This window comes from Teichococcus coralli (assembly GCF_009829925.1).
Taxonomy (GTDB): domain Bacteria; phylum Pseudomonadota; class Alphaproteobacteria; order Acetobacterales; family Acetobacteraceae; genus Pseudoroseomonas; species Pseudoroseomonas coralli.
Genome location: NZ_SNVJ01000001.1, coordinates 404792 through 425888 on the forward strand (window position 1 = coordinate 404792; position 21097 = coordinate 425888).

Consider the following 21097-nt stretch of genomic DNA (forward strand, 5'->3'; position numbering starts at 1 on the left):
CCAGGCGGCCGGCGAGCCGGTTGCCCGCCCCTGCAAGGCTCGGCATCGTGAGCGGTGCCCGCCCTGGCAGACCCCGCCATCCGGCCCGGCGGCCTTTTCAGCCGCGCCCATGGCGTCCATTCTGGCAGGGTCATTCCGTCCTTCCCGGCCGTCCGACGCCCCCTGGGGCTCCGGGCCGCCCCCAGACATCAAGCGAGCCGAGACGCATGAACTCTCCCTTTGATCCGGCCCAGGTGAAGTTTGGCATCGGCCAGCCGGTCTCCCGCAAGGAGGACCCCGTGCTGCTGCGCGGCGAGGGCCGCTACAGCGACGACCTCAGCCTCCCCGGCCAGGCGCGCGCCGTGATGGTGCGCAGCCCCTACGCCCATGGCGTGCTGCGCGGCATCGACAGCGCCGAGGCGAAGGGCATGCCCGGCGTGCTGGCGATCTATACCGGGCACGATCTGGAGGGCGCCGGCCTTGGCCCCATGCTGGCGACGGTCGCCCAGAAGAACCGCGACGGCTCCGACGCCCGCACCCCGCGCCAGCCGCCGCTGACCACCGACAGGGTCCGCTATGTCGGCGACCCCGTGGCGGTCGTGGTGGCCGAGACCGTTGAGCAGGCACGCGACGCCGCCGAGGCGGTGATCCTCGACATCGACCCGCTTCCGGCGGTGACGGAGGCGCGCGAGGCCGCCGAGGCCCCGGCCCTCTACGACGACGTGCCCGGCAACCTGGTGGTGGACTTCCACTACGGCGATGCCGGCAAGGTGGCGGAGGCTTTCGCCCGCGCGGCGCATGTCACCAGGGTGCCGCTGCGCAACAGCCGCGTGATCGTCGCGCCGATGGAGCCACGCGCGGCGATCGCCAGCTTCGAGGCCGGCGAGGACCGCTACGTGCTGCGCATGGGCAGCCAGGGCGTGTTCGGCATGCGCGGCAACATCGCCAAGGTGATGGGGATCGATCCGGAGAAGCTGCGCATCCTGACCGGCAACGTCGGCGGCTCCTTCGGCATGAAGGCCTCGGTCTATCCCGAATACATCGCGCTGCTGCACGCCGCCCGCACGCTCGGCCGTCCGGTGAAGTGGACCGACGAGCGCTCGGGCAGCTTCCTCTCCGACAGCCACGGCCGCGACCACGACATGACCGGCGAGCTGGCGCTGGATGCCGAGGGGCATTTCCTGGCCGTGCGGATCAGCGGCCACTCCAATCTTGGCGCCTATCTCAGCAACGCCACCACCCTGCCCTCCACCGGCAACACGGTGAAGAACGTCGTCGGCGTCTACCGCACGCCGCTGGTGGAGGTGGCCACGCGCTGCATGGTCACCAACACCACCCCGGTCGGCGCCTATCGCGGCGCCGGGCGGCCGGAGGGCAACTACTACATGGAGCGGCTGATCGACACGGCGGCCCGCGAGATGGGCATCGACCGCGTCGAGCTGCGTCGCCGCAACCAGATCCAGCCCGACCAGATCCCCTACAAGACCCCGGCCGGCACGACCTATGACAGCGGCGACTTCCCGGCCATCCTGGACGAGGCGCTGGCCGCCGCCGACTGGGACGGCTTCGCCGCCCGCCGCGCCGAGAGCCGCCGCAACGGCAAGCTGCGCGGCCGCGGCATCGGCCACTACCTGGAGGTGACGGCGCCGCCCTCGAAGGAGATGGGCGGCATCCGCTTCGAGCCGGACGGCAGCGTCACCATCATCACCGGCACGCTGGACTACGGCCAGGGCCACGCCTCGCCCTTCGCGCAGGTGCTGGTGGACCGGCTCGGCGTTCCCTTCGAGAAGATCAACCTGCTGCAGGGCGACAGCGACCAGCTGATCGCCGGCGGCGGCACCGGCGGCTCGCGCTCGATCATGGCCAGCGGCCAATCCATCGCCGGCGCCAGCGCGCTGGTCATCGAGAAGGGCCGGCAGCTCGCCGGGCACTTCCTGGAGGCATCGGCGGAGGACATCGAGTTCTCCGGCGGCCGCTTCACCATCGCCGGCACCGACCGCGGCATCGGCATCATGGAGCTGGCGGAGCGGCTGCGCACGGCGGGCGACCTGCCGGACGACCTGCCCCGCACGCTCGACGTCTCGCATGCCGAGCAGTACGAGGATTCCGCCTTCCCCAATGGCTGCCACGTCGCCGAGGTGGAGATCGATCCGGACACCGGGGAGACCGAGGTGGTCCGCTATGTCATGGTCAACGACTTCGGCGTGATCGTGAACCCGCTGCTGGTCGAGGGCCAGGCGCATGGCGGCATCGTGCAGGGCATCGGCCAGGCGCTGACCGAGCTGACCGCCTACGACTCCGAGGGCCAGATCCTCACCGGCTCCTTCATGGACTATGGCCTGCCGCGCGCCGTCCATGCGCCGCTTTTCGAGTTCCGCAGCCACCCCGTGCCGGCGCGCACCAACACGCTTGGCGCCAAGGGGTGTGGCGAGGCGGGCTGCGCGGGCTCGCTGCCGGCGGTGATGAACGCGGTGGTGGACGCCCTCTCCGAGGTCGGCATCCACCACATCGACATGCCGGCAACACCGACCAAGATCTGGCAGGCGATCCAGGCGCAGGGCGGCGGCGCCGCCGCCTGAGCACCCCCGGGGGGGGGCGGCAGGCGCGCCGCCCTAACCCGCGCCGGGGGGCAGCATCTCCGCCGCCGCGCGGTTGAAGGCGTCCGCCGCCTCGTAGGCGACCCAGTGGCCGGCGCCGGGAATGGCGCGGCAACGGGCATCCGGCCGGATGCCGCGGATCAGGGCGAAGCGCGACTCGAGCTGCGGATAGGCGATGGCATCGCGTTCGCCATAAATGACGTTCAGCGGCGCCGTGACGCCGGGCAGCGTGTCGCGCAGCCATGTCGCCGGCATGAAGCTGCGCGAGTTGATCCGGGTGTGATCGCTGTTCCAGCTCTGGATGGCGAGCGCAGTCGCGTCGATCCGCGCCGGATCTGCCAGCATCAGCCGCGCGAGATTGGCGCGGTGCGCGGCGGCCCGCTCCTCGCCCTGTTTGTCGCGGATCTTCTCCAGCACCACCGGCGGGCGCGGCAGACCGAGACCGCCCGCGCCCACCAGCGTCAGCGAGCGCAGGTCGCGGTCACGCAGCGCGGCCAGCCCGCCGGAGAGAACGGCGCCGAAGGAGAAGCCCATCAGGTCGAAGCGCGTGCCGGGGCCGAGGAGTGCATCCAGGCCGGCGGAAAGCACCTGGGTGACACCCTCCGGCGTCGTCGGCGGCGGCGGAAGGTCGGAGTCGCCGAGGCCGGGGAGATCGGCCGCGAGCACCAGCCGGCCACGCGCCAGGGCGCCAATGTTGCGCGCCCAGTGCCGCCAGGAACCAGCGCCGCCATGCAGCAGCACCAGCGGCGGCCCCTCGCCCCAGAGGCGCCAGGCCATGTTGCCCTTGCCGCAGGGCGTCTCCACGCGCCGGGCCTCCGCCTCCAGGCGCGCCACCAGCGGCGGGACCTCACCCATCGTTCCCTGCCAGGTTGACGCAAGCCTTGTCTCATCCCGGTCCAACATACCTCCTTCCGGCAGGCGCCTGTGCCCCGCCTCCTGCCCAGTCTAGGCCGATCGGGAAGAATGGGGAGGCGGGCTGCCGCGGCGCCGCGGAACGCGCCTGCTGCGCTGAGCGACGAGGGTCGTAGCCGGACGAGCCGCGGACCGGTCGCGGCATGTCTTTCTCGGCGCTCCGAACCTCCCGCCCGAGCGCCCACCGCGACAGCGCCCACCACGACAATGTCATGCCCCGTGCGCGCCCCTCCCGTCCCACTGCTTCGTTACCCTCCGAGGTGGAGGTTCTCTGACACCGGTCTGCCGCCAACCTGCACCAGGTTTGAAAGCTACAGCTGTATGCGTCATGCGGCGCCAGGAACCATATTCAATGAACGAAGCCGGGCGGGATCATGCGACGCAAGCAGGCCATGCAAGGCAGAACAGCGCGTCCAAGCGCCTTGAGGACGAGAACGAGCAGCTCCGGCTAAGCCTTGGGTCGGTCCGCGAGGAGGCTGAGGCTTTCGCCGAGGAGCGCGCCGAGCTTGAGCGGAAGCTCGACGTCCGCACCAGGGCATTGCGGCAGGCCGAGGCGCAGCTCGCCATGCATCGGAGCAAGCCGCAGGACTTCCGCGGCAGGCTCGGCACGCCCGGCGCCCGGCTCCTTGACGTCATGGCCTCCCGGAGGGACCGCGACGCTCCGGACGAGGAGGGGCGCATCGCGCTCGAGGAAATGCGGGTTCTCGCCGAGGAGCTGGAGGCTGGCAACGCCGCCCTGAGCCTGGCCAACCAGGAGCTGGAACAGCGCGTCTCCTCCCGCACCTCGGAGCTTGCCGCAGCCCGCGAAGCCCTGCATCGAAGCGAGGAGCGCCTGCGCCTGGCCCTCACCTTCGCCGGCGCGGGCGAATGGGACCTGCGGCTGGGCGAGAACCGGGCGACATGGTCGAAGGAATGGTGCGCGCTGCACGGCCTCGACGCCGCCTCGGCCGAACCCTGCCGGGAGACCTGGACCGGCCGCGTCCATCCGGAGGACCTGCTTGCGGTGGAGGCCGCGCTTGAGCGCAGCCTGAAGGGCGGGCAGCCGGACTTCGCCGTGGAATACCGCCTGCGGGATGCGCGGGGCGGCGAGCGGTGGCTGGCCGGCCGTGGCCGCCTCCTGCATGACGCGCACGGCCATCCCATGCAGCTGTCCGGCCTGAGCTTCGACATCACGGCCCGCAAGGCTGCGGAACGGGTGCTGGCCAGGCGCAACCTTCTCCTGGAGGAGGAGGTCGAGGCCGCGATGGCGGCGAGGCAGGCCGCGCAGACGCAGCGTTTCCAGACCATGAAGATGGAGGCGCTCGGGCAGCTCACCGGCGGCGTTGCGCATGACTTCAACAACGTCCTCGCCGTGCTGATCAGCGGCATGACCCTCCTGCTGCGCGCCGATTCCGAGGAGCAGCGCAACAGCCTGCTCCAGAGCATGATGCAGGCGGCGCGGCGCGGCGCCACCCTGACCCAGCGGCTGCTCACCTTCGCCCGCCGGCAGCCGCTTCAGTCCGATCCGCTGGAGTTGCAGATCTGGATGCAGGAGATGCACGGCCTGGCCGCGCCCGTTCTGCGCGCCGGAATGCGCCTGAAGACCGAGGCGGAAGGCGACGTGGGCCCTGTGCTCGTGGACCGCGGCGAGCTTGAGCAGGCGATGCTCAACGTGCTGGTCAACGCGCGGGATGCCATGCCGAATGGGGGCACGGTGACGCTTTCCGCACGCAAGGTGCATGTCCAGGCCGCCAGCGACCCGGATGGGCTGGACGGCGACTTCGTCGAGCTGGGTGTGGAGGACGAGGGCCACGGCATACCGCCGGAAATGCTGCCGCGCATTTTCGAGCCGTTCTTCACGACCAAGCCCGTCGGCAAGGGCACCGGGCTCGGCCTTCCGCAGGTCTATGGCTTCGCGCGGCAATCAGGCGGCACGGTGCGGGTTGCCAGCGAGGTCGGCAAGGGCACGCGGATCGCCTTGCTCCTGCCCTGCGCGAAGGGCGCGGGCCAGTGCGTGACGGTGCCGCAGGGCGAGGCGCCGGCTCCCATGGCGCAGGACGCGCCGATGCTGGTTCTCGTGGTGGAGGATGACGACCAGGTCGCCGCCATGACGGTTGAGCTGCTCAGGACTCTCGGCCACACCGTGCAGCGCGTGAGCAGCACCGACGAAGCCCTGCATGCGCTGGAGCAAACGCAGTTCGACTTCCTGCTGGCCGATGTGATGCTTGGTGGTGGACCCGATGGCATCGAGCTTGCCGTGGCGGTGAGCCGCCTCTGGCCCAACCTGCCGCTCCTGCTTGCCAGCGGCTATGGCGGCATGCCGGAGCGGATCGCCGCCGCCAAGCTTCCCCTCCTGCGCAAACCCTTTGGCGAGGATGAGCTCCGGCAGGCGATCCGCGCGGTCTGTGCGCGTGCGGGCCGCGCCCTCTCGCCTTGTCCCGGGCCAGCCGCGCGCCCGACCGGCCGGAGCGGACCCTCCGCCGACGGGGCCGCGCGCCTCCCTTCCCAGGGACCCTCCTAGGGACGGCCCGCGCCGCTCATTCCATTCCGCGGCCCAGGTCGGCGCCAATGAAGGCGCCGGTCCGTTCGTAGTGCTGCGCCAGCAGCGCTGCCGCCATTTCCGCGTCACGCTCCAGCGTGGCCCGCGCGATGGCCGCATGTTCGGCCGCCACGTCGCGGCCTGGATAAGCCAGGGTGTTGGAAAGTGCCCGGTAACGACGTGCTTCCTCCCGCAGCCGGTTGCAGAAGGCCAGCAGCGGCGGTGCGCTGCAGGCGGCCAGCAGCGCCTGATGGAAGCGCAGATGGCAGGCCTCCCATTCGGGGTTGGCGACGAAGCGGTGCGGGTCGAGTGAGCGGGCGGCACGGTTCAGCCGGTGCTCGGCCAGCACCACGGCCTCCTCCCAGGCGGCGTCGCCGCGCCGGATGGCTTCCCGCAAGGCCGCGCATTCAGCCAGGACGCGGCTGCGGATCAGCCCGTCGAGCTGGCCCGGGGCCGCCGCCGCCACGCGGAAGCCGCGATGCTCCAGCCGCTCGGCGAGGCCTTCGGCGGCCAGCTTCGAGAGAGCTTCCCGCATCGGCGAGGCGCCGGCGCCGTAGCTTTCGGCAAGGTCGCGCAGCTTGAGCTTCCGCCCAGGCGGCAACCGGCCGGAAAGGATGTCCTCGCGCAGCCGCCGGTGCACGGCGGTGGCGAGGGTGGGATCGCGCGCGTCGGGGAAGGCGGCCGTCTCAGACATGACGAACCATCATCGGGCGATTGGCGGAAGGGCACAAGAGTTTGCGGAAATCCTCCTTGACGCTCCCGGAATTTCGATAAAATCTTCTAGGAGGACTTCGGAAGGAACCGGTGCGTGCGCCTGATCGCGTTTGAGCATGAGGGCCGCGCGGCCCTTGGCGCCCGTCTGGGCGAGGATGTCGTGACCCTGGCCGATGTGGTGCCGGGCCTGCCGCATGACCCGGTGCAGGCACTGGCCGCCCTTGGCCTGCCGGAAGGCGCCCCTGCCCTCGCGGCGAGGCTGGAGGGCGCGCCGCGCCGCCCGCTGAAGGATGTGCGGCTGCTGCCGGCGGTGCCGCGCCCGGGCAAGGTGATCTGCATCGGCCTGAACTATGCGCTGCATGCCAAGGAGGGGAACAACCCGATCCCCGACTATCCCGCCGTGTTCTTCCGTGGCCCGACCTCGCTCGCCGCGCATGGCCAGGCGCTGCTCCGCCCGAAGGTGTCCGACAAGTTCGACTACGAGGCCGAGCTGGCCATCGTCATCGGCCGCCGCGCGCGGCACCTGACGGAGGCGGACGCGCTGTCCTGCGTCGCCGGCTACACCTGCATGAACGAAGGCTCGATCCGCGACTACCAGCGCAAGTCCGCGCAGTGGACCATGGGCAAGAACTTCGACCGCACCGGCGGCCTCGGCCCCGAGATCGTCACGCCGGACGAGCTGCCGCAGGGCCCCAACGCGCTGCGCATCAGCTCGCGCCTGAACGGCACGACGATGCAGGACAGCCACACCTCCGACATGATCTTCTCCGTGCCGCGCATCCTCGCCATCCTTTCCGAGGTGATGACGCTGGAGCCGGGCGACGTGATCGCCACCGGCACGCCGAGCGGCGTCGGCTATGCGCGCAAGCCGCCGGTCTTCATGAAGGCTGGCGACACGGTGGAGATCGAGGTCGAGGGCATCGGCACCCTGGTCAACACCGTCGAGGACGAGGGCTGAAGCGATGCGCGGCACGGCGGCAGGCAGCGGGCTGTTTCGCCTCCGGGGCCGCGCCCTTCCGTGCCCGGCCAGAGAGCCTGACGGGCCATGACCGCAGGCCCTTGCGTCACCCTGTCCTTCGACAACGGCCCCGAGCCGGAGGTGACGCCGGGCGTGCTGGACGTCCTGCGCGCGCGTGGGCTGCGCGCCACCTTTTTCGTTATCGGCCGCAAGCTTGCTGCCTGTCGCACCCTGGCCGCGCGCGCTCATGCCGAGGGGCATTGGATCGGCAACCATAGCTGGAGCCATTCCGGCCCGCTCGGCGGACGGCCGGACAAAGATGCCGCCGCCGAGATCGGTCGCACCCAGGATCTCATCGGCAAACTCGCGCATCCCGACCGGCTGTTCCGCCCGCAAGGCGGCGGAGGCGCGCTCGGGCCACATCTGCTGAGCGGCGCCGCGCTCGACCTGCTGGTGCGCGGCCGCTTCACCTGCGTGCTGTGGAACGCCGTGCCGGGCGACTACCGCGATGCGGAGGGCTGGGTCGAGCGGGCGCTTGCGCTGTGCCGCGGCCCCGCGCCGGTCGCGCTCGTGCTGCATGACCTGCCGAACGGCGCCATGCGCCATCTCGACCGCTTCCTGGGCCGCCTGGCCGACCAGGGCGCCCGCTTCACACAGGACTTCCCACCCGCCTGCCTTCCGCTGTGCCGCGGCGTCGCGACGGGGCCGATCGCGGACTACGTCACCCTCCCCGCGGGAGTCTCAGCATGAACCATGCAACGCGCCGCGCCCTCCTGGGCGCCGCCGCCGCCGTGCCGGTGCTGCGCCACCACGCCTTCGCCCAGGCCGCGGCCGCCTGGCCGGACCGCCCGATCCGCCTTGTCGTGCCCTTCGGCGCCGGCACCACCACGGATGCGCTGGGCCGCATCCTGGCCGACGCGCTCGCCAAGGAGGCCGGGCAGCCCGTCGTGGTGGAGAACCGCGCCGGGGCCGGCGGCAATGTCGGCGCGCAGGCGGTCGCGCAGGCGCCGGGCGATGGCTACACGCTGCTGCTCGGCACCAATGGCACGCACGGCATCAACAGCAGCCTGTTCCCTGAGCTGGGCTTCGATGCGGTGAAGGACTTCACCCCCATCGCGCCCTTCGTCACGACGCCGACCGTGCTGGGCGTGCCGGTCTCGCTCAAGGCCGGCTCGGTGGCGGAGCTGATCGCCCTGGCCAGGGCGAAGCCGCTGAGCTTCGCCTCGGCGGGCAACGGCACCACCGGCCATCTCTCGCAGGCCCTGCTGAACCTGCGCGCCGGGCTGGAGACGCAGCACGTCCCCTACCGCAACGCCAGCCAGGCGATCACCGACCTGTTGGCAGGGCGGGTGGACGCGATGTTCTATCATCCGCTCGGCCTCAAGCCGCATCTGGAAGCCGGCACGCTGAAGGCCCTGGCCGTGACCTCGGCCAGGCGCGTCACCATCCTGCCTGCCGTGCCGACCATGCAGGAGGCGGGCGTGAAGGATTTCGTGGTCGAGGGGCGCTGGTCGCTCTACGGCCCGGCCGGGATGCCGGCGGAGGTCGTCGCGCGGCTGAACCGCGCCACCAACGCGCTGCTGGCCGACCCCGCGGCCCTGGCCAACCTGCGCGCGCAGGGCGTGGAGCCGGTGGGCGGCTCGCCGGAGCAGCTGGCGGCCATGACGCGGGACGAGATCGCCAAGTGGCGCCCCGTGATCGCGGCGGCTGGCATACGGCCCGACTAGGGCGCCCCCGCGCCTTGCCATGACGTGCGACCGAGGATGGGCCCGCGAGAAGCCGCCCCGGATGGAGGACACAAGCAATGGCTGACCTGGACCAGAACACCGTCACGGATGCCGTGATCGCGCAGATGGCCTCCACCTCCGACCCGCGCCTGCGGGAGGTGATGGAGAGCCTTGTCCGCCACCTGCACGGCTTCGCACGCGAGGTGAAGCTGACGCCCGGCGAATGGCTCGCCGCCATCGCCTTCCTCACCCGCGTCGGCCAGGCCTGCACGCCGATCCGGCAGGAGTTCATCCTGCTCTCGGACACGCTCGGCCTCTCGCGGCTGGTGAACCTGATGGACGACAGCGCGAACCGCGTGGGCGACGCCACCGAGACCAGCCTGCTCGGCCCGTTCTACCGCGAGGCCTCACCGCGATACGGCTACGGCGAGAGCATCGCGGCTCATGCCAAGGGGCCGGAGATGGTGCTGTTCGGCCGCGTGCTGAACGAGGCCGGCGAGGGCGTGCCAAACGCGGTCGTTGAGGTCTGGCAGACCGATGCCGACGGCGCCTACGACCTGCAGACCAACGACCCCGCCGTGATGGACATGCGCGGGCAGTTCCGCACCGATGCCGAGGGCCGCTACGCCATCCGCACGCTGGTCCCGCTTGGCTACTCGATTCCCATGGACGGGCCGGTGGGGGAGCTGGTGCGGCGGCAGGGCCGGCACGGCGTCCGCCCGGCGCATATCCACATGCTGATCGGCGCCGAGGGCTACCGCGAGCTGGTGACGGCCCTCTACCTCGGCGACGACGCGCACATCGATTCCGACACCGTGTTCGGCGTCTCGGAATCCCTCGTCGTTCAGCCGCAGACTGGGCTGGAGGCTTCACCCGTCCCCGAGCTTCCGAGCGTCCGCTACGATTTCCGCATCGCCCGCCGCGCCCCGCACGACACGTCCGCCCGCGTCGGCGCCGATCCCTCGAAGGTCGCGGCGGAGTAGCGCGCCAACCGGTACGTCACGCGCGCCACGGGCAAAGAAACCGGGCCGCAGGAGGAGGTTTCCATGAAGGACTTCAGCAGGCGGGATCTCGGCCGCCTCGCCCTGGCGGCCGGAGCGATCGCCACGGTGCCGGCCAGCGCCCGCGCGCAGGCGGCACCCTCGGGACCGCCGATCCGCATCGGCTATTCCATGTCGCTCTCCGGCGGCCTGGCGGGCAACGGGCGCCCTGCCCTTCTCGCGCACCGCATCTGGGCGGAGGATGTCAACGCCAAGGGCGGGCTGCTCGGCCGCCCCGTCGAACTGGTGCACTACGACGACCAGAGCACCGGCGCACAGGTGCCGGGCATCTACACCAAGCTGATCGACGTCGATAAGGTCGATCTCGTCGTCTCCGGCTATGCCACGGCGATCATCGCGCCGGCCATGCCGGTGGTGATGCAGCGGAACATGACCTTCGTGTCGCTCTTCGGCACCGGCGTGAACAGCGACTTCAAGTACGACCGCTACTTCTCGATCAACCCCGCCGGCTCCAACGTCAAGGAGACCTTCGCCAAGGGCTTCATGGACCTCGCCATGGCGATGGACCCGAAGCCGCGCAGCATCGCGCTGGTGAACCTCGACAGCGACTTCCACCAGCGCACCGCCGAGAGCGCGCGCTACCTCGCGAAGCAGCACGGGCTGCGCGTGGTCTATGACCGCGCCTATCCGCCGAGCACGGTGGACTTCACGCCGATCCTGCGCTCGGTGCAGGCGGCCCGCCCGGACATCGTCTTCGTCGGCTCCTACCCGCCGGACACCGCGGGGATGCTGCGCGCGGCGAGCGAGCTGCGGGTGAACTTCCCGATGTTCGGCGGGCCGATGATCGGGCCGCACATCACCGCGCAGAAGCTGCAGCTCGGGCCGATCCTGAACAACCTCGTCGTCTGGGATGTCTATGCGCCCGAGCCGACGCTGCAGTTCCCGGGCACCCAGGCGCTTATCGAGCGCTACCAGCCGCTGGCCGCGAAGGAAGGCGCCGATGCGCTCGGCCACTACGTGCCGCCACTCGCCTATACGCAGATGCAGGTGCTGGAACAGGCGGTGAAGCGCGTGGGCAGCCTCGACCAGGCGGCGCTGGCGGCCGACATGCACAAGCACCCGTTCGACACCGTCATCGGCCCGCTGAAGTTCGACGAGGTTGGCGAATGGACGGAGGAGCGCAACCTCTACACCCAGTACCAGGGCGTGGAGGGCAACGGCATCGAGCAGTTCCGCAAGGCGGGCACGCAGGTGATCCTCTACCCCTCGCGCTACAAGTCGGGCGCGTTGCGCAAGCCCTATACGGCGGGCGCGGCCTGATGCGGCGCGATTCACACCGCTGGTCACCACCTCCGGCGATGGCGCTGTGATGGACCCGGACCTCGCCCTTCTCCTGAACGGGATCGTTTCGGGCCTGCTGCTCGGCGGCCTCTATGCCGCGGCGGCGGCCGGCCTCTCCGTCTCCTTCGGCATGCTGGACGTGGTCAACATCGCGCACCCTGCCTTCATGGTGCTGGGCGCGCTGCTCGTCGCGCTGCTCTGGAGCGCCACCGGGCTGGACCCGCTCCTGCTCTCCTTGCTGCTCACGCCGGCCTTCTGGCTGCTGGGGGCGGCGGTCTACGGCGTCTATCACCACTTCTTCGAACGGCGCGGCGACGAGGCCATCCAGGGCCTCGCCTTCTTCTTCGGCGTGATGTTCCTGATCGAGGTCGGGCTGGTGCTGACCGTCGGTCCGGAGCAGCACTTCGCCGATGCGGCCTACGCCTCCACCACCTGGCGGCTCGGCGAGATCGACCTGCCCTTGCGCATGCTGGTTCCGGCGGTGGTGGCGCTGGCGGCGATCGGCGCGCTGGCGCTGTTCCTGCGCCGCAGCTTCGCCGGCCGCGCCATCGCCGCCGTGGCGCAGGACCGCGAGGCGCTGCGGCTGCTGGCGATCGATCCCGTGCGCATCAAGCGCCTCGCCTTCGGCATTTCCGTCGCGCTCGCGGCGCTGGCGGGCGGCGCGCTGGTGGTGGTGCAGCCGGTGGATGCCTGGTCGGGCCACATCTTCATCGGGCGCATCTTCGCGATTGTCATCATGGGCGGGCTGGCCTCGCTGGGCGGCTGCGTGCTGGCGGCGCTGGCCTTCGGCGTGGTGGAGAACGTGACGGCCACCTTCTACGGCCCCTCCTGGTCGCCCGCCGTGGCCTTCGGCTGCCTGCTGCTGGTGCTGGCGATCCGGCCGCAGGGCCTGTTCGGACGGGCGGCATGAGCGGCGCGACGCTCACCGCCCTGCCGGCGGCGGCGCCGCGCCGGCTCGGCCATGCCGGTTTCTGGCTGGCCACCACCGTGGTGGCGCTGCTGGTCATCCTGGCGCTGCGCGGCCTCGGCAGCGAATACGCCTATTTCGCCGCCACCTTCGTGCTGCAATACGTCGTGCTCGCCACCGCCTGGAACATCCTGGGCGGCTATGCGGGCTACGTGAACTTCGGCGCCGCCGCCTTCTTCGCCGCCGGCGCCTATACCACCGTCGCCATCGGCAAGGCGCTGGGGCTCGGGCTGCTGCCCTGCATCGGCTTCGCGGCGATCGTCGGCGGTGCGCTCGGCCTCGGCACGGGCGTGCTGACGCTGCGGCTGCGCGGCGCCTATTTCGCCATCGCCACGCTCTGCCTCGCCGTAGTGCTGCAGACGCTGGTGGTGAACTGGAGCTTTGTCGGCGGCTCGCGGGGCGCCTATGTGCTGCGCCCGCGCGAGGTGCCGCTCGGCTTCGACAGCTACAGCGGCTATCTTTGCGCCGTGGCGGTGGTGCTGGCGGCGGCTTCCGTCGCCGTCGCGCGGACCATCGAGAAATCCCGCCTCGGGCTCGGCCTTGCGGCGCTCCGCGACGACGAGGCGGCCGCGGAGGCCGCCGGCGTGCCGACGCTGCGCCTCAAGCTGGTCGCCACCACGATCAGCGGCGCCATGATGGCGGTGGCCGGCGCCCCCCTGCCCTATCTCGGCTCCTATGTGGAGCCCAACTCGGCCTTCGGACTGGCCTATGCGGTCAACGCCATCGCCATGCCGCTGATCGGCGGCACCGCCAGCTGGGCCGGGCCGCTGATCGGCGCGGTGCTGCTGGCCTCGCTGCAACAGGCTGCCACCGTGACCATCTCCTCCGCCGCCAACCTGCTGATCGTCGGTGGGGTGCTGGTTGTCTTCGTCTGCGTGGCGCCGCACGGCATCATCGGCCTGTTCCGGGGGCGGCGATGAATGACATCGTGCTCCGCGCCGAGGGCGTGGGCAAGCGCTTCGGCGGCTTCACCGCCCTCTCCGGCATCGATCTGGAGGTGCGCGCGGGCGAGCGGCTCGGGCTGATCGGACCGAACGGCTCGGGCAAGAGCACTTTCACGAATTGTCTCGCCGGGGCCTTCGCAAGCCATGACGGCACCTTCACCTTCAAGGGCGAGAGGCTCGCCGGGCTGAAGCCGCATGAGCGCGCCCGGCGCGGGCTGGCGCGCACCTTCCAGCTTCCGCGCCCCTTCCGCGGCCTGACGGTGATCGAGAACATCCGCGTTCCCCTCGCCTATGCCGGACGGGAGGCGGCCACCGAGGCCCGCGCCATGGAATGCCTGGAAGCGGTGGAACTGTCCGCCAAGGCGCACCGGATGCCGAAGGAGCTGACGCAGGTCGAGCTGCGCCGGCTGGAACTCGCCCGCGCCACCGCCCTGCGCCCGGAACTGCTGATCGCCGACGAGGCCATGGCCGGGCTTTCCCATGCCGAGGTGGACCAGATCCTCGCCCTGCTCTTCCGGCTGAACGCCGGCGGCACCACCATCATCATGATCGAGCATGTCATGCGCGCGGTGACGGAGTTCTCGCAGCGCCTCGCCGTGCTGGTCGCCGGCCGCAAGGTGGCGGACGGCGCCCCGCGCGAGGTGCTCGCCCTGCCCGAAGTGGAGGAGGCCTATCTTGGCCGCTAGCCTGCGCATCGAGGAGCTGGACGCCGGCTACGGCGCCGTGCGCGCGCTGGACGGCGTCTCGCTCGCCGTGGCGTCGGGCGAGACGGTCGCCCTGCTCGGCACCAACGGCAACGGCAAGACCACGCTGATGCGCTGCATCCTCGGCCTGCTGCGGCCGACGCGCGGTCGCATCCTCGCCACGTTCGACGGGCAGTCGGTGGACCTGGTGGGCCGCGCGCCGGAGGAGATCGTTGATCTCGGCATCGCCATCGTGCCGGAAGGGCGCCGGCTCTTCCCGCGCCTTTCCGTGGAGGAGAACCTGCTGCTCGGCGCCTATCGTCGCAGCGCGCGCGCTGTGCTTCGGCGCAACCTCGACTTCTGCTACGACGCCTTCCCGCGCCTGCAGGAGCGCCGCTCCCAGCCGGTGGGCAGCATGAGCGGGGGCGAGCAGCAGATGGTGGCGCTCGGCCGCGCGGTGATGTGCGCGCCGAAGATCCTGCTGGTGGACGAGCCTTCGGTCGGCCTCGCGCCGATCCTCGTCGCCCGCACCATCGAAAAGATCGGCGAGCTGAAGGAGCGGCTGGGGCTGACCGTGCTGATGGCGGAGCAGAATTTCCACCAGGCGATCCGCATCGCCGACCGGGGCTATGTGCTGGTGCACGGCAAGGTGGCCTTCCAGGGCGACTCCCCGGCGGCGCTCGGCGACAGCGAGCTGGTCCGCAAGTTCTATCTCGGCCTGTGACAGGGAGGCGGTGAGCGATGGGCGCGCTGCAAGGCTGGAAGCTGGGCTGGATCGGGGTCGGGCGGATGGGCACCCCGCTCTGCCGGCGGTTGCTGGACGCCGGGGCGGAAGTCACCGCGACCGACACCGACCCCGCGCGCCTCGCGAGCCTGTCCGGTGAAGGGCTGCGGCCCGCCGTCACCGCGGCGGCGCTGGCGCAGGAGGCCGAGATCATCCTCTCCATGGTGCCGAACGACGCGGCGCTGCTCGCCGCCACCCTTGGCCCGGGCGGCCTCGCGGAGGAGATCCGGCCGGGGCAGGTCTTCATCGACCTCAGCACCGTCTCTCCGGCCTGTTCCGCCCAGGTGGCCGAGGCGGTTGCGGCGCGCGGCGCGGACTACCTGCGCTGCCCCGTCTCCGGCAGCACCAGCACGGCGGCGGCGGGTGCGCTGACCCTCTTCGCCTCCGGGCCGGAGCAGGCGCTGGACCGCTGCGCGCCGCTGCTCGGGGTTCTCGGCAAGGAAACGCTGCGCTGCGGTGCCGGCGAGGAGGCGCGCACGGTCAAGCTGATGGTGAATCTCGTCGTCGCGCTCACGCCCGTCGTCATTGGCGAGGCGCTGGCCTTCGGCGGGCGCCTCGGGCTTGACTGGGAGGGAATGGTGGAGGCGCTGTCCAGGAGCGTCGTCGCCTCGCCACTGCTGGCCTACAAGGCCGCGATGCTGAAGGCGCGCGACTGGACGCCCGCCGCCGATCTCGACCTTATCGCCAAGGATCTCGACCTCGCGCTCGCCGTGGGGCAACGGGAGGGTGCGCCCATGCCGCTCGCCGCGCTCGCCCGGCAGTTCGCCGCCGCCTATCAAGCCAGCGGCGAGGGTGAGCTGGATTTCTTTCGTCTCGCCACCTGGCCCGAGCGGCTGCTCGCGCCCAATCGCCGCTGAGGTGCTCATGCAGGACGAGATTCGCGCCCTGGAGGCGCAACGCTACGACGCCATGCTGCGCGGCGACGTGGAGGCCCTCGCCGCGCTGCTCTCCGACCGCGCCGTCTATGCCCATTCGGACGCGACGCGCGACAGCAAGGAGGAGTATCTCGCCAGCATCGCCAACGGCGGCCTGCGCTACCTTGATGTCGGCCACGAGACCGAGACGGTGCTCGAAGCCGGGCCGGACGCCGCCGCCGCGCTCGGCCGCATGAGCGCCCGCATCATCCGCAACGGCGCGGAGAGGCGCATCGCCAGCCTCACCCTCGCCCTCTGGGCGCGGGAAGGCGGAGAATGGCGCCTCCTCGCCTACCAGCCCACCGCACTACCCCCTGCTCCGAAGGTCTGACGCATGACGCACACCCTCCTGCCCACCACCGTCGTCGGCAGCTATCCGCAGCCGGACTGGCTGGTGGACCGCGACGTGCTGGCCAAGAACCTGGTGCCGCGCGTGCGGATGAAGCAGATGTGGCGCATCCCCGAGGAGGTGCTGGAGCAGGCGCAGGACGACGCCACGCTGATCGCCATCCGCGACATGGAGCGCGCCGGGCTCGACATCATCACCGATGGCGAGGTGCGGCGGGAAAGCTATTCCAACCGCTTCGCCCTGGCGCTGGACGGCGTGGACGTGGACAACCCCGCCCGCACCATGGGCCGCGCCGGCAAGGAGACGCTGGTGCCGCGCGTGATCGGCAGAATCCGCCGCAACCGGCCCGTGGAGGTGCGGGACGTGGAGTTCCTCGTCGCCAACACCGACCGGAAAACCAAGATCACCCTGCCCGGCCCCTTCACCCTCTCGCAGCAGGCCTCGGACGAGCACTACCGGGACGAGGAAGCCATGGCGATGGACTACGCCGCCGCGGTGAACGCGGAGGCGAAGGACCTCAAGGCCGCCGGGGTGGACGTCATCCAGTTCGACGAGCCCTGGATGCAGGCGCGCCCCGAGGCCGCCGCCCGCTTCGGCGTGAAGGCGCTCAACCGCGCGCTGGAAGGGCTGACGGGCGAAACCGTCGTGCATGTCTGCTTCGGCTATGCCGCCGTGGTGAAGGACAAGCCCTCCGGCTACTCCTTCCTGCCGCAGCTCGCCGACTGCAAGGCGGGCACCATCTCCATCGAGGCGGCGCAGCCAAAGCTCGACCTCGCCGTGCTTGGCGATCTGCCGGGAAAGCGGATCATGCTCGGGGTGATCGACCTCGGCAGCGCCGAGGTGGAGACGCCGGAGACCGTCGCGGCCCGCATCCGCGCCGGACTGAAGCGGCTCCCCGCGGGGCGGCTGGTCGTGGCACCGGATTGCGGCATGAAGTACCTGCCGCGCGCGCGCGCCTTCGGAAAGCTGCGCGCCATGGCGGAAGGCGCGGCAATCGTCCGGCGTGAACTGGAGGGCTGAACCTCAGCGGTGCGTGGTGACGCCGACCTGGCGGCACATGTCCAGCAGCGGGCAGCGCGAGCAGAGCGGGCGCTCTCCGGTGCAGACATGCTTGCCGAAGGGCACCAGGCGCTCGTTGATCTCCACCCGGTAGCGCTCCGGCAGCACGGTCTCCAGCGCCGCCTGCGTCCTCTCCGGCGTGGAGGTTGCCACGATCCCCCAGCGATTGGCGATGCGGTGGACATGGATGTCCACCGCGATCCGCGGCTGCCCGAGGGCGACGCCGAGCGTCAGCGCCGCGATCTTCGGGCCGACGCCGCGGAAGGCGGTCAGCCCCTCCGGCGTGTCCGGCACCACACTGCCGAGCTCGCCGATGATCCTGCGCGACAAGGCCAGGATGTCGCGCGCCTTGGGCTCCGGAAAGGTCGCACCGTGCAGCAGGCGCACAAGGGCCGGCTCGTCCAGAGTCGCCATCGCCTCCGGCGTGCGCGCCGCCTCGAAGAGACGGAGACAGACGGGAATGGTTGTTTCGTCCCGTGTGCGGGCGGAAATCAGGCTTGCCACCAGCTGCTCGAAGAGGCTGCCATAGCCGCGGTCCCGCAGCTCGAACATGGCGGCCTTGGGCAGATCGCCCAAGGCGGCCCGCAGCCGGCGGAACGCCTCATCAAAGTCGAAGGGCGCCTTTCCGGCAGCCGGGGCGGTCTGTGCCAGGGAGTGCATGGCGCATGAACGCCGCTCGCGAGGAAGGGTTCAGCCCTTCACACGTCCGCCTGGAGCGTGAGGAGGGTCGTGCGCCGCGGCCTAATGCATCGCGGCGAGTGCTGCGCCACGGCTGGTCGCGGCCAGGATCGCCTCCGCCAGCGCCGCCGAGAGGCATTCGTAGCCGAGGTCGTTGTGATGCATGCCGTCCGCCGAGAGCACGGCGGTGGCGGGCAGGCCTGCCTGCTCCCAGCGCCGCATCAGCGCCCCACGAGAGAAAAGGGAGGCATGGTTCGCATCGGCCAGCCGGGCGAGCGCCGCATCGAAGGCCTCGTGCCCGGTGGAGGCCAGGATGACGGGAGAGCGCTGGTTGTCCATCAGCACGAGGTCGGCCCCGGCTGCCTGGATGCGGGCGATGCCTTCCTGCATGAGGGCGGCGAAGCGCGCCGGATTCTCACGCCGGGCGGCGCTGTTCGCGCCGGCCTGCCAGATGACCAGGGTCGGATGCGTCGCTTCCAGTTCGCGGCCGAGGCGCGCCACCATCTGGGCCGCGTCCTCACCGCCCTTGCCACGGTTGGCGACGCTGAGAGCGTGGCCGGTCAGCGCATGGCGGAGCTTTGCCTGCAGCCGGGCGGGGTAGGTTCCCTGGGCCGAGCTGGCGCCCACTCCCTCGGTGGAAGATGAGCCGAGGGCGAGGATGGTCACCGGCCGGCCCGCCCGCAGGGCGGCGCGGGTGGCCGGCAGGACGAGTTCCTCGCGCTGCACCACCGGACAGGCATCGCCCGCCCGCGCAGTCGTTGGAGGAAAGGCCAGGGCGAGGGCACTGGCTGCAATCGTGAACAGGCGAACAAGCCGCATCAGCTTGACTTCTGCCTCCGCGCCAATCTCGAAGCGGCATGACCGGGCTGGTCCGGTGCAGCAGACCTCGGCTATTAGTCACGAGAAGGTAACGAGCATGGCAAGGTGGCACAAGCCGTTCCAGCGCCTCCGGCGCACCTCTCTCGCCCGGGATTGAAGGCCATGACGAGGCTTATCCGCACCAGCGCCCAGAGGGACCTGCGCGTTGACCTCGCGCGTGGCGTGGCGCTGCTGTTCATCTTCATCGACCACATACCGGGCAACCAGCTCAACGAGTACACGCTGCGCAACCTGGCCTTGTGCGACGCAACCGAAGCTTTCGTCCTGCTTGCAGGCTATGCCGCCGGACTTTCCTACGGCGCGACGGCCGACAAGCATGGCTGGATCTTCGCCGCGGCCGATGTGCTGCGCCGGACTGCCACGCTCTACGTCGCGCACATCCTCGTGTTCGTGCTGGTGACGGCGCAGGTCGGCTATTCGGCCGAGTTGCTGAACCCGGCCTATGTCGAGGAGATGCTGCTGGATCCCTTTGTCACGGAGCCCTACCGCGCCCTGCTGGAGGCGCTGCTCCTCCGCTACCAGCCGAACCTGCTGAACATCCTGCCGCTCTACGTGGCGCTGCTGTTGATGCTGGCGCCGGCCCTGGCGCTGCGGCGCCACCCGCTGGTGCTCATGGCGCTCTCCATCGCTGGCTATGTCGCGGTGCGGATCACCGGCCTGAACCTGCCCAACTGGATCGGCGGCGGGTGGTTCCTGAACCCCTTCGCCTGGCAGGTCCTGTTCTTCACCGGCTGCGTGCTGGGCTACGCGCCGCCCGGCGGACGCCCGCTCGCGGTGCCGCGGATCGCCCCGCTGCAGGCGACGATCACGGCGGGCGCCATGCTCGTCACGCTGCTTGGCGCCGCCGCCATGCTCGCCTTCTGGGCGGTTCCCGACGTCGCGCCGGGCCTGCCGGGCCGCATCGCCCGCGTGCTCAGCTCCATCGACAAGACCGGGCTGCATCCGCTCCGGCTGCTCTCCATCCTCTCCCTGGCCTGGCTGGTCGCCTGGTTCGTCCCCTTTGACGCCGCCTGGCTGCGCGGGCGCCTCGTCGCGCCGCTGATCCTGATGGGGCAGCAGGGTCTGCCGGTGTTCTGCGCCGGCATCCTGCTGTCCTTCCTGGGGCGCGTCGTGCTGGAGCAGGACGACAGCGCCCTGGCGCAGGCGGCGACGAACCTGATCGGCTTCGCCGCGCTTGCCGGGGTCGCCATGGTCAACGCCTGGTTCGGCCGCGCCGCCCGCTCGCAACGCCGGCCCCCGGCCGAAGCGCCGGCGGATGCTTCCCCCCTTCTCGTCCCCCCTCCTTCCCCCGCACGGGAGTCACATTCATGACCCTGCTCCGTTGGCTGCTGCTCATGGCGCTCGTGGCATGGCCGCTGCGGCAGGCCGCGGCGCAAACATCTCCCGTGCCGCCCGAGCGCGCGGCCTGCGAGGTGCCGGAGGAGCTTGCCGATCCGGGCGCCAGCCTGCCGCATGTCGCGAAGGCCTTGCGGCAAGGGCGGCTGCAGCTGCTCGTGCTGGGCACCGCCTCGGGGCTTGGGGCGGGGAACTCCTCGCCGGAGGCGGCCTGGCCACACCGGTTTTCCGCAGCGCTGCGATCCCGGGTGCCGGGCCTTGAGGTGCGGCTGGACATCCGCGCCCAGCGCGGCAGCACGACGGAGGAACAGCGGACGCTGCTCGCCGCGTCGCTGCGCGCCCTGCCCCTCGATCTGGTGGTCTGGCAGACCGGAACGGTCGAGACCGTCCGCAACACCGATCCGCAGGAGATGGCGTCGGCCCTGGAGAACGGCATTGCCTCGGCGCAGGCGGCGGGCAGCGACGTGGTGCTGATGGACCAGCAGTTCTCGCGTTTCCTGCGTGCCAACGCCCGGGTGGATACCTACCGCGACGTCCTGCGCATGGCCGCGCTGGGCAGCGGCGTACCGCTGCTGCAGCGCTATGAGCTGATGCAGACCTGGGCCGAGAACGACCGGCTCGACATCGAGCGCGCGCCGGCGGGGCAGCACCGGGCAACGACGGACCGCCTGCACGACTGCCTGGGCCAGGCCCTGGCCCAGCTTGTGCTGAAGGCGGCGCAACCGGCAGGAGACGCCCTCCGCTCCCCGCGGTGACCG

The 21097-nt window shown here is 71.0% G+C and carries 20 protein-coding genes; 16 read left to right on the forward strand and 4 right to left on the reverse strand.

Features of this window, described 5'->3' with window-relative positions:
* Window positions 1-206 precede the first annotated feature (206 nt).
* Window positions 207-2558: a xanthine dehydrogenase family protein molybdopterin-binding subunit gene (locus E0493_RS01865; protein WP_160935198.1), complete on the forward strand. Its 2352-nt coding sequence runs from the start codon at window positions 207-209 to the stop codon at window positions 2556-2558.
* Window positions 2559-2591: 33 nt separating this feature from the next.
* Here E0493_RS01865 and E0493_RS01870 read toward each other — a convergent pair whose 3' ends face one another.
* Window positions 2592-3431, reverse strand: coding sequence for an alpha/beta fold hydrolase (locus tag E0493_RS01870; RefSeq protein WP_160935199.1), 840 nt, complete (start codon window positions 3429-3431; stop codon window positions 2592-2594).
* Between the two features lie 409 nt (window positions 3432-3840).
* Between E0493_RS01870 and E0493_RS01875 the strand changes: the two genes are divergently transcribed.
* Entirely contained in the window at window positions 3841-5988 is a 2148-nt protein-coding gene (locus tag E0493_RS01875; RefSeq protein WP_160935200.1) for a hybrid sensor histidine kinase/response regulator, read from the forward strand.
* Between the two features lie 16 nt (window positions 5989-6004).
* Here E0493_RS01875 and E0493_RS01880 read toward each other — a convergent pair whose 3' ends face one another.
* Window positions 6005-6700 (reverse strand): GntR family transcriptional regulator, encoded by a 696-nt coding sequence (locus E0493_RS01880; protein ID WP_160935201.1) that lies wholly within the window; start codon window positions 6698-6700, stop codon window positions 6005-6007.
* A gap of 114 nt (window positions 6701-6814) precedes the next feature.
* Here E0493_RS01880 and E0493_RS01885 point away from each other — a divergent pair, with 114 nt between their 5' ends.
* The 12 genes from E0493_RS01885 to E0493_RS01940 all read left to right on the forward strand — a co-directional run bounded on the left by E0493_RS01885 (window position 6815) and on the right by E0493_RS01940 (window position 17408).
* Window positions 6815-7678, forward strand: coding sequence for a fumarylacetoacetate hydrolase family protein (locus E0493_RS01885; protein ID WP_160935202.1), 864 nt, complete (start codon window positions 6815-6817; stop codon window positions 7676-7678).
* 87 nt (window positions 7679-7765) lie between these two features.
* Window positions 7766-8428 (forward strand): polysaccharide deacetylase family protein, encoded by a 663-nt coding sequence (locus E0493_RS01890; protein ID WP_160935203.1) that lies wholly within the window; start codon window positions 7766-7768, stop codon window positions 8426-8428.
* Complete coding sequence (locus E0493_RS01895) at window positions 8425-9405, forward strand: Bug family tripartite tricarboxylate transporter substrate binding protein (RefSeq protein ID WP_160935204.1); 981 nt, start codon at window positions 8425-8427, stop codon at window positions 9403-9405. The genes E0493_RS01890 and E0493_RS01895 overlap by 4 nt, the downstream gene beginning before the upstream one ends.
* A gap of 77 nt (window positions 9406-9482) precedes the next feature.
* Window positions 9483-10388, forward strand: a complete 906-nt coding sequence (locus tag E0493_RS01900) for a dioxygenase family protein (protein WP_160935205.1) — start codon at window positions 9483-9485, stop codon at window positions 10386-10388.
* Between the two features lie 63 nt (window positions 10389-10451).
* Complete coding sequence (locus E0493_RS01905) at window positions 10452-11726, forward strand: amino acid ABC transporter substrate-binding protein (RefSeq protein ID WP_160935206.1); 1275 nt, start codon at window positions 10452-10454, stop codon at window positions 11724-11726.
* 49 nt (window positions 11727-11775) lie between these two features.
* Window positions 11776-12657, forward strand: a complete 882-nt coding sequence (locus tag E0493_RS01910; protein ID WP_160935207.1) for a branched-chain amino acid ABC transporter permease — start codon at window positions 11776-11778, stop codon at window positions 12655-12657.
* The gene (locus E0493_RS01915; protein ID WP_160935208.1) at window positions 12654-13634 is read left to right on the forward strand and encodes a branched-chain amino acid ABC transporter permease; all 981 of its coding nucleotides are present in this window, start codon (window positions 12654-12656) and stop codon (window positions 13632-13634) included. The genes E0493_RS01910 and E0493_RS01915 overlap by 4 nt, the downstream gene beginning before the upstream one ends.
* Window positions 13631-14344, forward strand: a complete 714-nt coding sequence (locus E0493_RS01920) for an ABC transporter ATP-binding protein (RefSeq protein ID WP_160935209.1) — start codon at window positions 13631-13633, stop codon at window positions 14342-14344. Before E0493_RS01915 ends, E0493_RS01920 begins: the two co-directional genes overlap by 4 nt.
* Complete coding sequence (locus E0493_RS01925) at window positions 14334-15065, forward strand: ABC transporter ATP-binding protein (protein WP_160935210.1); 732 nt, start codon at window positions 14334-14336, stop codon at window positions 15063-15065. The genes E0493_RS01920 and E0493_RS01925 overlap by 11 nt, the downstream gene beginning before the upstream one ends.
* Before the next feature lie 17 nt (window positions 15066-15082).
* Window positions 15083-15982 (forward strand): NAD(P)-dependent oxidoreductase, encoded by a 900-nt coding sequence (locus E0493_RS01930; RefSeq protein ID WP_160935211.1) that lies wholly within the window; start codon window positions 15083-15085, stop codon window positions 15980-15982.
* A gap of 7 nt (window positions 15983-15989) precedes the next feature.
* A complete protein-coding gene (locus E0493_RS01935; RefSeq protein ID WP_160935212.1) occupies window positions 15990-16370 on the forward strand; it encodes a nuclear transport factor 2 family protein in 381 nt (126 codons plus the stop codon).
* Between the two features lie 3 nt (window positions 16371-16373).
* Window positions 16374-17408 carry a 5-methyltetrahydropteroyltriglutamate--homocysteine methyltransferase gene (locus E0493_RS01940; RefSeq protein WP_160935213.1) on the forward strand — a complete coding sequence of 345 codons (1035 nt, stop codon included), beginning with the start codon at window positions 16374-16376 and terminating at the stop codon, window positions 17406-17408.
* Window positions 17409-17411: 3 nt separating this feature from the next.
* Here E0493_RS01940 and E0493_RS01945 read toward each other — a convergent pair whose 3' ends face one another.
* Together E0493_RS01945 and E0493_RS01950 are read right to left on the reverse strand one after the other, a co-directional pair.
* A complete protein-coding gene (locus E0493_RS01945; RefSeq protein ID WP_160935214.1) occupies window positions 17412-18107 on the reverse strand; it encodes an endonuclease III domain-containing protein in 696 nt (231 codons plus the stop codon).
* Window positions 18108-18188: 81 nt separating this feature from the next.
* The gene (locus tag E0493_RS01950) at window positions 18189-18944 is read right to left on the reverse strand and encodes an SGNH/GDSL hydrolase family protein (RefSeq protein ID WP_160935215.1); all 756 of its coding nucleotides are present in this window, start codon (window positions 18942-18944) and stop codon (window positions 18189-18191) included.
* Between the two features lie 162 nt (window positions 18945-19106).
* Between E0493_RS01950 and E0493_RS01955 the strand changes: the two genes are divergently transcribed.
* Together E0493_RS01955 and E0493_RS01960 are read left to right on the forward strand one after the other, a co-directional pair.
* Window positions 19107-20315: an OpgC family protein gene (locus tag E0493_RS01955; protein ID WP_160935216.1), complete on the forward strand. Its 1209-nt coding sequence runs from the start codon at window positions 19107-19109 to the stop codon at window positions 20313-20315.
* A complete protein-coding gene (locus E0493_RS01960; RefSeq protein WP_160935217.1) occupies window positions 20312-21094 on the forward strand; it encodes an SGNH/GDSL hydrolase family protein in 783 nt (260 codons plus the stop codon). The genes E0493_RS01955 and E0493_RS01960 overlap by 4 nt, the downstream gene beginning before the upstream one ends.
* Window positions 21095-21097 lie beyond the last annotated feature (3 nt).